This is a genomic window from Corynebacterium sp. HMSC04H06 (assembly GCF_001815935.1).
Taxonomy (GTDB): domain Bacteria; phylum Actinomycetota; class Actinomycetes; order Mycobacteriales; family Mycobacteriaceae; genus Corynebacterium.
In genome coordinates this window covers 38,351-49,784 of record NZ_KV823434.1, presented here as the reverse complement: position 1 = coordinate 49,784, position 11,434 = coordinate 38,351, and the positions used below count along the sequence as shown (strand labels likewise).

The 11,434-nt window shown below is 64.4% G+C and carries 10 protein-coding genes; 9 read left to right on the top strand and 1 reads right to left on the bottom strand.

What is annotated here, in order from left to right; genetic code table 11:
• Positions 1-70 precede the first annotated feature (70 nt).
• From HMPREF3067_RS07270 to ndk, 4 genes are all read left to right on the top strand, one after another.
• Positions 71-1,576, top strand: a complete 1,506-nt coding sequence (locus HMPREF3067_RS07270) for a bifunctional tetrahydrofolate synthase/dihydrofolate synthase (protein ID WP_070769092.1) — start codon at positions 71-73, stop codon at positions 1,574-1,576.
• Complete coding sequence (locus HMPREF3067_RS07265) at positions 1,573-2,010, top strand: DUF4233 domain-containing protein (RefSeq protein WP_070769064.1); 438 nt, start codon at positions 1,573-1,575, stop codon at positions 2,008-2,010. Before HMPREF3067_RS07270 ends, HMPREF3067_RS07265 begins: the two co-directional genes overlap by 4 nt.
• 10 nt (positions 2,011-2,020) lie before the next feature.
• Positions 2,021-2,353: a hypothetical protein gene (locus HMPREF3067_RS07260; RefSeq protein WP_070769063.1), complete on the top strand. Its 333-nt coding sequence runs from the start codon at positions 2,021-2,023 to the stop codon at positions 2,351-2,353.
• 82 nt (positions 2,354-2,435) lie between these two features.
• Entirely contained in the window at positions 2,436-2,846 is a 411-nt protein-coding gene (ndk, locus tag HMPREF3067_RS07255) for a nucleoside-diphosphate kinase (protein ID WP_070769091.1), read from the top strand.
• Positions 2,847-2,955: 109 nt separating this feature from the next.
• Here the strand turns inward: ndk and HMPREF3067_RS07250 are convergent, their stop codons facing one another.
• Positions 2,956-3,732: a hypothetical protein gene (locus tag HMPREF3067_RS07250; protein ID WP_070769062.1), complete on the bottom strand. Its 777-nt coding sequence runs from the start codon at positions 3,730-3,732 to the stop codon at positions 2,956-2,958.
• Positions 3,733-3,992: 260 nt separating this feature from the next.
• Between HMPREF3067_RS07250 and HMPREF3067_RS07245 the strand changes: the two genes are divergently transcribed.
• The 5 genes from HMPREF3067_RS07245 (at position 3,993) to HMPREF3067_RS07225 (ending at position 11,411) form a co-directional block, all read left to right on the top strand.
• On the top strand, positions 3,993-7,559 hold the full coding sequence (locus HMPREF3067_RS07245) for a translation initiation factor IF-2 N-terminal domain-containing protein (RefSeq protein ID WP_246819264.1): 3,567 nt from the start codon (positions 3,993-3,995) through the stop codon (positions 7,557-7,559).
• A 225-nt stretch (positions 7,560-7,784) separates the two neighbouring features.
• Positions 7,785-8,090: a 50S ribosomal protein L21 gene (gene rplU, locus HMPREF3067_RS07240; RefSeq protein WP_070769060.1), complete on the top strand. Its 306-nt coding sequence runs from the start codon at positions 7,785-7,787 to the stop codon at positions 8,088-8,090.
• 45 nt (positions 8,091-8,135) lie between these two features.
• Positions 8,136-8,420: a 50S ribosomal protein L27 gene (gene rpmA / locus HMPREF3067_RS07235; protein WP_070769059.1), complete on the top strand. Its 285-nt coding sequence runs from the start codon at positions 8,136-8,138 to the stop codon at positions 8,418-8,420.
• Positions 8,421-8,926: 506 nt separating this feature from the next.
• A complete protein-coding gene (locus HMPREF3067_RS07230) occupies positions 8,927-10,435 on the top strand; it encodes a SpaH/EbpB family LPXTG-anchored major pilin (protein WP_070769058.1) in 1,509 nt (502 codons plus the stop codon).
• A 70-nt stretch (positions 10,436-10,505) separates the two neighbouring features.
• The gene (locus tag HMPREF3067_RS07225) at positions 10,506-11,411 is read left to right on the top strand and encodes a class C sortase (protein ID WP_070769057.1); all 906 of its coding nucleotides are present in this window, start codon (positions 10,506-10,508) and stop codon (positions 11,409-11,411) included.
• Positions 11,412-11,434: the final 23 nt, after the last annotated feature.

Here is an 11,434-nt window from a genome sequence, read left to right as displayed (position 1 = left end):
AAACGGCGGCAACGGCCGCGAGCAGGACCGCGATAAAGGCAGCGATAAGGGCCAAGAGACCGAATACGAGATCGTCGACGCCCTCAAGGAGGGCACCGAGGGCTCGCCGGTCGAAATCACTGAGTCGGGGCTCACGCTCAACCTGGGCGGGGCGGAGGACTATTCCGCGCCCGCGCCGGAGACCGTCAGCGCCGAGGAGCTGCGCGAGCTTGCCGAGGTCGAAGAGGAACTCAACACCCGGTGGCCGGAGACGAAGATCGAGCCCTCGCTGGAGCGCATCGAGAAGCTCATGGACCTGCTCGGCCACCCGGAGCGGGCCTTCCAGACCATCCACGTGGCCGGCACCAACGGCAAGTCCTCAACGTCGCGCATGATCGACTCGCTGCTGCGGGCCTTCCACCGCCGGGTCGGCCTGTTCACCAGCCCGCACCTGCAGCGGGTGACCGAGCGCATCGGCATCGACGGCAAGCCCATCCACCCGCGCGACTACGTGCGCATCTGGCGCGAAATCCGGCCCTACGTGGAGATGGTGGACGCCGAGTCTTTGGCGGCCGGCGGCCCGGCCATGTCCAAGTTCGAGGCCCTGGTGGCCATCGCTTATGCCGCCTTTGCCGATGCCCCGGTCGACGTCGCCGTCGTCGAGGTCGGCATGGGCGGGCGCTGGGACGCGACCAACGTGGTCAACTCCGAGGTCGCGGTCGTCTGCCCGGTGGGTATGGACCACACCGATTACCTGGGCGATACCCTCGCCGAAATCGCGGGGGAGAAGGCGGGCATCATCAAAGCCCGCCCGGACGCCGACGACCCCATCTCCCCGGCCGAGAACATCGCCATCCTGGCGGAGCAGGAGCCGGAGGCCATGGAGGTCCTGCTGCGGCAGGCCGTGGCCGTGGACGCGGGCGTGGCGCGCGCCGGCAGCGAGTTCGCCGCGCTGGAATCCACCATCGCTGTGGGCGGCCAGCAGCTGCGCATCCAGGGGCTGGGCGGCCTGTACGAGGACGTCTTCTTGCCCCTAGCCGGGGAGCACCAGGCCCGCAACGCCGCGGTCGCCTTGGCCGCCGTGGAGGCTTTCTTCGGGGCCTCGGCCGGGCACCCGCTGGACGCGGCGAGGGTGCGCAACGGCTTCGCCCAGGCCATTTCCCCGGGCCGTCTGGAGCGCATGCGGCAGTCTCCGACCACGTTCATCGACGCCGCGCACAACCCGCACGGCGCCCGCGCCCTAGCTCAGGCCCTGGGCCGGGACTTCGACTTCGCCCGCCTGGTCGGTGTGGTCGCCATCCTGGGCGATAAGGACGCTACCGGGATCCTTACCGCGCTGGAGGACGTGCTGACCGAGATCGTCATCAGCCAGAACAGCTCGCCGCGAGCGCTGGACGCCTACGAGCTGGCCGAGCTAGCCCGCGACATCTTCGGCGAGGAACGCGTCTACGTTGAGCCCGACCTGCAGTCGGCCTACGCCCAGGCTGTCGAGCTGGCGGAGGATGCGGAAATCCAGTCCGGTTCCGGTATTGTCATCACCGGATCGGTGGTCACCGCCGGTGAGGCACGCGCGATGTTTGGAAAGGAGCCGGCATGACGGACAAACCGAAGGACGTCGGGCCCCTGGGCATGGGGCACAAGCCCGTCAAGGACCCGATCAAGGGCTTTAACGGGATGGTCATCTCCAGCACCCTGATCCTGGAGGCTCTCACCCTGGTGCTGGCGCTGCCGATGCTGCGCATGCTCTACAGCGGCGAGCTGTGGACCGGGGTCAACATCGCCATCGTCGTGGCACTGATGGTCTTCCACCTAGTCATGCTGGCCTTCGCCAGCCGCCGGTGGTCGCTGAATGTCATCCTGGCCGTGCAGGTGCTGGGTATTGTCGCTGGCCTGTTCATCCACTGGTCGATCGTGGCCATCATGGTGGTCTTCGGACTGGTCTGGCTGCTGGCGGCCTATCTGCGCTCCAACCTCATCGCGCGCATGGAGCGCGGCCTGCTGACCACCCAACACCTGGATGAGAAGGGCTAGGGAGGCCGCCGTGCGCTACGTGTATTCGCTGCTGGCCGCGCTGGCCTGCGTGGTGGTCATCCTCGCGCGCGCTTTCCACTGGCCAGGCGTGGTCATCGTGGTGGGGCTTATCGTGGCGGCAGCCTTCTTGGCGCTGGCCTTGTTCCATGGGGGCCAGGATCGTCCGGGCAAGCATCGCCCACTGCGCCAGGCGGATTTCTCCTCGGAGCGCGAGGAAGAAATCCGCGAGCTCGTTTCCGCCGGCAAGTACGGCACCGCGGTCAAGCAGGTCCGGCTGTGGTACCGCCACGTCGGCCACGACGAGGCCGAAGCCATGGTCAGCCAGCTGACCACCGGCTGCTAGCTCCACCGCCTACCGCGGTCGCGGCCCCCACTTTGCCGGCTCCAGTGCGAAGGATCGCTCGGTATTCGGTACGATGGCCGGTATGACTGAACGTACTCTAATTCTCATCAAGCCGGACGGCGTCAAGAATGGCCACGTAGGCGAAATCATCTCCCGTATTGAGCGCAAGGGCCTCAAGCTGGTGGAGATGGATCTGCGCACCGCAGACCGCGAAACCGCAGAAAAGCACTACGCTGAGCACAAGGACAAGCCGTTCTTCGGCGAGCTCGTGGACTTCATCACCTCCGCTCCGCTGGTCGCAGGCATCGTCGAGGGCGAAAGCGCCATCGCTGCCTGGCGTCAGCTGGCCGGCGGCACCCACCCGGTTGAGAAGGCCACCCCGGGCACCATCCGCGGTGATTTCGCCCTGACCGTCGGTGAGAACGTCGTTCACGGCTCCGACTCCCCGGAGTCTGCTGAGCGCGAGATCTCCATCTGGTTCCCGAACCTCTAAGACGCACCCTCTTTACTACCCCCGCCCGCGGCGCCTGGGTATTCCGGCCCCGCGCGGGGGTTTCGTGCATTCACAGCACCACTAGGCGACCGCGGCTCCGAGCCTGTTTCTAGCGCCGCTGTGACTCGGCCAGCGCGTGCACGCCTAGGGGAGTAATGCTCATATCCCAGCGGGCGGATTCTCCCTGCCAGATGGGCACGCGGAGCTTAACCAGCTTGGCGCTGTCTAGATCCTGCAGGCGCTCGCGCAGCGCCTTTTCGTCCGCGGCCAGCGCGGGGTCCAGAATCCTTTGGAGGCCCTTCGAGCTCACCTCGTTGCCGTCGACGGCGCCGATGGCGATAAGCGCGGCGAGGATATCGGTATTCTCCTCGGCCAGGCGTTGCGTGGTGGCGGTCAGCTCGGTCAGCTCGAAGTCCATCCGCTGGATGCGCCGGCGGCCAATGCTGTAGGAGCGCCGGAAGTGCACGGTGCCGGAAAGAAACAGTCCCACGCTGTAAAACGCCGCCGTGGACAGCGTGGCCACCGCCGGCGGGACCGAAAAATCCCAGCCGAGCGCCTGTGCCGGCAGGGCCAGCAGGGGCGCGACGATGGGAATGAGCGGGGCGAAGTAGGCGGCGGCGGGGTAGTCGCCGTCCCGGAATTCCGTTTGCGAGACGGCCACGGCCTTCTGGTAGTGGCGGGCGATCTTGACCCCGCTGGCCACCGCCGCCACCAGGCACAGCGCGCTAAGGACGTAGAAGGCCGTATGGTCTAGGAAGAAAAAGCCCACGCCGAAGCTCGCCGTGGTGGTGAAGGCAAGCAGCTCGCGCGGGTTGAACTCGTTGCGCCGCCGGTAGTGCCGGATTGCTGCTGCCGGTGAGGTGGGCACGAGTTCGCCGTCGGACATGGTCTTAAGCTAACATAGCGCGAATTTCCGCGCGCTCGGGCAGGTGTGGGAAGAAGCGGGTGCCCAAGTGTGCCACAATAGGAGCTAGAGCCTGTGTGCCGGGCTTGCAGTTGTGCATAACTAAATACTCAATCTTTAACACTTAAACTTTCGGCGCTTTCAGGGTAGAAAGCCCTGCGGTGTGCTTGCCTGCAGCTTGGATGACTTGCGCGGCCCCGCGGCGAGCTTGCCCTCGCGCCACTAGACGTCAGGAGTAGCCCGTGGCTGCAAAGACTAAAAACGAACAAAATACGGATTTATCAGCGGCCGCCGCGTTGGCCGAGCGGATCGATAGGAGCCAGCTGAAGGACAAGACGCGGCTCTACGCCCTCGCCAAGATGCTGGGGATTTCCTCCAAGGCCCTGGTGGAACAGTTCGCCCAGCAGGGCATCAAGAAGGCCCCGCAGTCCGGCCTGAGTAAGGCGGAGGCCGAACAGATGCTCGACCGCATCCAAGCCGCCGGCTCCCAGGCCCCGGCTGGCGATGCCCCCTCCGAGGCCGCAACCGATCCGGAGTCCGAGGCCCAGGAGGCACCCCAGGCCAAGAAGAAGACCACCAAGTCCACTAAGTCCACCAAGAACAAGCGGAAGGCCGCGCCCAAGGGCAAGCGGGCCGTCACTAAGCTCGCGAAGGCTAAGGCCGAGAAGGTCAAGCCCGAGGAAGCCAAGTCCGAAAAGGATGCCCCGGCTGAGGAGCAGGCCGAGGATAGCGCCGCGGACAAGAGCGCGGACAAGCCCAAAAAGACCCGCAAGCGCGCGACCCGCAAGTCCACCAAGAAGCGGGCCGTGCGCGCCGCCGCCCCGGCCAAGCCGCAGCAGCAGGACGAGGAGCCGCGCGAGCAGGCCCCGGATGCCGAGGCCCCGGCAGGTGACGAGCCCAAGCACGAGGACTCGGCCGACGCCGTGGCCACGGCCGCCGAGGAAAAGCTGCGCGACCGCGTGCGCAAGAACGTGGAAAACGAGTTCAACCAGATCGCGGACAAGGTCGAATCTGAGCTGCAGAACCTCGCCACGACCGAGGCGCCCGACGACGCCGACGCAGCAGCCGGCCACGGTGGCCAGGACGGCATCGGCAGCACGCAGGCTGACCAGGCTGACACTGCACAGGCCGAGGACGAGCACGCGGACCTCGAGCGCGACGAGGACCTAGAGGAGCTGGTCGCGGCCCTGACGCCGCCGTACCAGGCAGCGGCCAAGGATAATGCTGCGGACTACGCGCCGGTCTTCATCGCCCCGCAGGCGAATGCTACCAAGCCGGCCCGCCAGGCCGAACCGGATGATCAGGCCGAACCGGATGATGTAGACGGCGATGACGACGAGCCGGAGCGGATCGAGGCTCCGCGCGGCATCAAGGGCTCGACCCGTATCGAGGCGCAGAAGCGCCGCCGGGCGGAGATGCGCGAGAAGGGCCGCGAGCGCAAGCACATCGTCTCCCAGGCGGAGTTCCTGGCGCGCCGGGAATCCGTTGAGCGCACGATGGTGGTGCGCGAGCGCCAGCGCGTCGACCACGCCGGTTCCGTCACCCAAGTGGGCGTCTTGGAAGACGACCTGCTGGTCGAGCACTTCGTGACCTCGGACTCGCAGGCCTCGCTCATCGGCAATATCTACCTGGGTCGCGTCCAGAACGTGCTGCCGTCGATGGAAGCCGCCTTCGTCGACTTCGGCGAGGGCCGCAACGGCGTGCTCTACGCCGGCGAGCTGAACTGGCGCGCCATGGGGCTCAAAGGCCGCTCCCGCAAGATCGAGCAGGCCTTAAAGTCCGGCGACCAGATCCTGGTCCAGGTATCCAAGGACCCGATAGGGCACAAGGGCGCGCGCCTGACTACGCAGATCTCCCTTGCTGGCCGCTTCCTGGTCTACGTGCCGAACGGCCGCAGCGCCGGTATCTCCCGCAAGCTGCCCGCCCCGGAGCGCAAGCGCCTCAAGGAGATCCTGCAGCGCGTCGTGCCGGGCGAGGGCGGCACCATCATCCGCACCGCCGCGGAGAACGTCTCCGAGGCGGCCATCGCCACGGACGTTGGCCGCCTGCATGGGGTCTGGGAGGACATCCAGGAGCGCGCGGAGAAGGAAAAGAAGTCCAAGGGCGCGAAGCCGGTGACCCTCTACGAGGAGCCCGACATGTTGGTCAAGGTCGTCCGTGACCTGTTCAACGGCGACTTCAAGCACCTGGTCGTGGACGGCAAGAAGGCCTTCAACACGGTCAACGCCTATATCCAGTCGGTCGCCCCGGACCTGGCGGACCGGGTGGAGCGCTTCGACCGGAAAAAACACGGCGGCCAGGACGCCTTCGAGGTCTACCGGATCGACGAGCAGCTGCAGAAGGCCCTGGCCCGCAAGGTGTGGCTGCCTTCGGGCGGCACGCTGGTCATCGACCGCACGGAGGCCATGACCGTCATCGACGTCAACACCGGCAAGTTCACCGGCTCCGGCGGTGACCTAGAGGAGACCGTGACCCGCAACAATCTCGAGGCCGCAGAAGAGATCGTGCGGCAGATGCGCCTGCGCGATCTGGGCGGCATGATCGTCGTCGACTTCATCGACATGGTGCTGCCCGAAAACCAGGAACTGGTCCTGCGCCGGCTCAAGGAGGCCTTGGGCCGCGACCGCACCCGCCACCAGGTCTCCGAGGTCACCTCGTTGGGCCTGGTGCAGATGACCCGCAAGCGCCTGGGAGCAGGTCTCCTGGAGACTTTCTCCACCGAGTGCGAGCACTGCCAGGGCCGCGGCATCATCATCCACGACGACCCGGTCGAGCACACCGACGATCACTCCGGCCACGGGCACCACGACCGCCGCAACAACAAGCACGCGGATACGGGCCACGGCCGCAACCAGCGCTCCGACGAGGAGCAGGGCTCCAAGTCGGAGTCCCGCGGTGGTACCAAGCAGCTCGACGAGCTGGTAGCCAGCGTGGTCAAGGACGAGATCGCCACCAACGACGGCGAAAACCGCGACGAGCGCCACGACAGCGATTCCGAGGACCGCAAGGGCTCTTCCTCGCGTCGCCGCCGTCGCCGCGGCAGCCGGGGCGGTCGCTCGAACCGCTCCCGTGCCGAGCACTCGCGCGACGACCAGTCCCGTGACGATCAGTCCCAGGACTCGGTCAGCGATATTGAGAAGATCGCCTTCGCCGCAGCCGATAATGCCGCCGATAGCGACGATGTCGCCGAGTTCAAGGACTACGTGCCGGACGAGGACGCGCAGCAGGAGCAGGGAAGTGGCGCCATCTCCTACGACGAAGCAGTCGAGGAATTCGAGGCTTCCCCGCGCCGCAAGCGTAAGACCCGCGGGAACTCGCGTTCCGACCACCGCCCGCGCCGGGAGGATTTCCCGAGCCAGGGCAGTGGTTCCGCGCAGCCTGGGGCCGGCCCGCAGGCCCAGGCGGAGGACGCTGCTGACGATGCCGGCGATTCCTCTGCGGACCAGCCGGCGCGCGCCAAGCGAGGTCGCCGTCGGGCTACTCGCCGCAGCGGCGGACAGCGCGGTGGGCGCGGCAACCGTCGCGGTGGGCAGTCCGCCTCGGCGCAGGAGCAGGCCCCGGCCCAGGCCTCGCGGGCTGATGCCCCGGCGCAGACCGAGGACAACACCAAGACCGTGGTCCGCGGACGCCGCCGGCGGGCAGTGCGACGCTCGACGAAGGCCGCCCAGCCGGAGCAGGCGGAGTCCGGTCGCGCCCGTGCGAACCAGCCGCGACGTGGCACCGATGAACACAAGGCCGACGGTGGTGCAGAAACCCGGAAGCAGCCCAGCCGGGGCCGCCGCCGGGCGACGCGCCGAAGCAGGAAATAGGCAGAAATTGGTGTGACCGGCGGGTGCAGGAAAGACGCGGTTTGTCTTTTCTGGTTCCGTCGGGGTAGGATTTCCAAGTCGCCGTTTAAGTCCAGTTGAGCCGCGCCAGAAGTCTCATGACTTACGTGTCGCGCCGGCACTGGGCTCAAGCGCAAAATGTAATTGTCCATTCAGGGGTGGGCCTCGCCTGCCCCTGAGCCGAGTTTAGATAAGGGGTAACCCTCTATGTACGCGATCGTCAAGACCGGCGGAAAGCAGTACAAGGTTGCCGAAGGTGACCTCGTCAAGGTCGAGAAGATCGAGGGTGAGCCAGGCTCTGCCGTGGCTCTCACCCCGGTTCTGCTCGTCGATGGCGCAAACGTTAAGTCGAAGGCCGATGACCTGGCTAAAGTCAAGGTCGATGCTGAGATCGTTGATCAGGCCAAGGGTCCGAAGGTCAACATCATGAAGTACAAGAACAAGACTGGTTACAAGAAGCGCATGGGCCACCGCCAGCCGCTTACTGTTCTGAAGATTACCGGTATCAAGTAAGCTGCGAGGCTTGCACTAAAGACCCCTTGAAGGAGGGAAACCACAATGGCACACAAGAAGGGTGCATCCAGCACTTCTAACGGTCGTGACTCCAACCCGAAGTACCTCGGCGTTAAGCGCTTCGGCGGTCAGCAGGTCAAGGCCGGCGAGATCATCGTTCGCCAGCGCGGCACCAAGTTCCACCCGGGTGAGAACGTTGGCCGTGGCGGCGACGACACCCTGTTCGCTCTCGAGGCCGGCTCCGTCGAGTTCGGTGTCAAGCGCGGGCGTCGCATCGTCAGCATTGCTCCGGCCGAGGTAGCTGCCTCGACTGTAGAAGCTTCCGCCTAGTACCTACTAGGTTTCACACCCGTCATTCCACGCGGCTAGCGTGGGTGGCGGGTTTTTCTATACCCAGAGTGTGTACCAGCTTCAGTCAGGCGAAGGGGCTGTGTTGAGGCAAGGAGGCATGAATATAAAACGTGCTGTGTGGGGCTGGCTGTATCGAAAAGCTGAAGGAATGCTCGGAGTTTCTATAGCGTAGCGTGAAGATTGCGACATTTGTGTGACCATGTCGCATGAGTCGAGTGGCTCCGCAACCGCTATTGTGTATATTTGAGGTGCGGTGGATTATATTGACTGATAATTCTATCTGTGCAGCGTATGGAAATTTGTGGAATCGAGATTACTCGACCGATTAAGTGAAATTAAGGGGACTTCTGGGGCCGTAGGACTTGTGTTTAATTGGTATGTGGCTTAAAATCACCTGTGTTGTGCATACTCCCCAGGCCTGCCGCTAACCACTCGTGGCGAAGGGTCTAAGGGGACATATTTTTTAGCTGAGAGGCCTGTAAAACATGACCGCTTCCAAGAAGATTGCCGCCGCACTGGCTGCGACTACCCTGACCCTGACCACTGGTTTTATTGGTGCAGGCGCGAACTTCGCCCTGGCTCAGGAGACTGGCGCTGAAGCCACTCTGGCCCCGAACGACGCTGCAAACGCCGCCGCCCGCGTCATTGACGCTAACCAGGACGTGGCGCTGAACATTGAGAAGTTCCTGGGCGATCCGGGCGACACCTCCACCCCGCTCCCGGGGGCAAAGTTCCGCGTTGAGCGCGTTAACGGCATCGATCTGACGGACCCGGCCGGCTGGGCACAGGTTGGCAACCTCAACCCTGACGATGAGAGCCTGGACGTGACCGCGGTTACCGGCGGCGAAGACGGCGTCTTCACCACCAACGATCAGGGTGTTATTAACCTGACCACGGCCGCCAACGGCCTGTCCGTGGGCGTTTACCGGGTCACCGAGGTCCAGTTCGAGAACTACACCGTGGCGGCCCCGTTCTTCGTCACCCTTCCTTATGACAACAACGGCAACTGGGAATACTCTCGCACCGTTCAGCCGAAGAACCAGGACGTGACCCCGAACAAGCAGGTCAAGGATGACGGCGTCACCGTCGGCAAGGCCCTGGAATACACCATCAACGCTCCGGTTCCGGCAGGGAATCTAAACCGCTTCAACATCGTGGATAACCTGGTTGAGAGCCTGGCCGCACCGACGGTCGGTGACGTGACGGTCAGTACCAACGGCGATGTCGATCTGGCCGACGGCACCGACTACGAAATCTTGGTGAACGGACAGGAAGTCCGCGTCAACTTCACCGCCGAGGGCCGCGCAAAGCTGCAGGAGGCCCGCCAGTCCAACTCGGGTTTGCAGGTCAGTGTCAACTTCCCAGCGGTTGTTAACTCCATTCCAGAAAACGGGGTCATCAACAACTCCGCGACCGTGGAGCTTCCGAACGGCCAGGACAGCACCACCGACGGTGATACCCCGGCCAACACCGTCTTCGGCAACCTGACCATCACGAAGACCTCGCCGGCTTCGGAAGGTTCGCTGAACGGCGCAACCTTCGAGCTCTACCAGTGCTCTGTGCAGGATGACGGAAGCTACCAGCTGCTCGGAGACGCCGTCGAGGTCTCTTCCGCGGAAACCGGTGGTAATGCCGTTGCCGAGCTGACTACCGCCGGCGGTGGGGCCGATGACGCCTCTGACGCAACGGCGAACGGCTACGCGATCCCGCTGCAGTCCACCTCCACCGGTGCGACCGGCACTGTGAGCAACACCTACTGCGTGCTGGAGACCCAGGCCCCAGAGGGCTTCGTCCGTAACCCGCAGCCGCAGCCGGTCAACGTGGATATCGAAAACCGTGCGCTGTCCGTCTCCGTGGAGAACCAGCGTGACTCCATCATCGGCCAGCTGCCGGCAACTGGTGCCTGGGGTATCTTGATCGCCTTCCTGGTTGGCGTGGCCTTCCTGGCCCGCGGCCTGTACACCAGCTACAAGGATTCCCGTGCAACGGCATAAGGCGAAGGGATCAATCTGACAGGCGAGGTCTTATCTGTCAAGGGTGCCTTCGCGAATGTGAGGAGTCGAAATGCGAGCAGGCGATGACCGTGTGCAGCCTGTGATGGCTGCGCGGGCGCCTCGTCGTGGGTGGTGGAAACGCTACCGCTCCGTCGTCTACCTCGTCATCGCCGCCCTCATCTTTCTCACTCCGGTCGTACTGACGCACTACAAAAACGTCGAGCAAAACCGGATTGCGGAAGAATATTCGCGCAACGTGGCGCAGCTCGACCCTGCTGAGCGGGATGCTGCGCTGGCTGCAGCTCGGGACTATAACTCCCGGCTGCCGGAGTTCGGAGCCCCGGACCCGTGGACTACGGGACCGGACAAGAACTCGGAGAGGTACCGCGAGTACCTTGGGCACCTCGACGCCTTCGGCAACATGGCGCGCCTGCGGGCGCCGTCGGTCGGGATCGATTTGCCCGTCTACCACGGCACTGACTCGAGCGTCCTATCTCACGGCGTCGGGCACCTGTACGGCACGGCGCTACCCGTCGGTGGCGCCGGTACGCACTCGGTTCTGACAGGACACACCGGCTTGGCGACGCTGACCATGTTCGACAACCTCACCCACATTCGCGAAGGCGAAGTCTTCACCGTTGAGGTGATGGGGGAGACATTGGCGTACAAGGTGACCTCAATTGAGACCGTCCTACCGGAAGACATCGAAACTATCCGGCCAGTCGTCGACAAGGACCTTTTGACCCTGGTGACCTGTACTCCCTACGGGATCAATTCGCACCGCCTCCTCGTCCATGGGGAACGCACCGAACTGTCCGGCAACATCGAGCAGGAATATCATAGCCCCTGGCAGCCGTGGATGATTGCGGCAGTCATCATCGGGTTGTTCGTGCTTCTTTATTTGTTGTGGTGGATTCGTTCACAACGTCGCAAGCGCCACGCCGCCGAGGACGTTGACGCTACGAGCGGACAGTAAGACAGTAAAAACAGACAATAGCT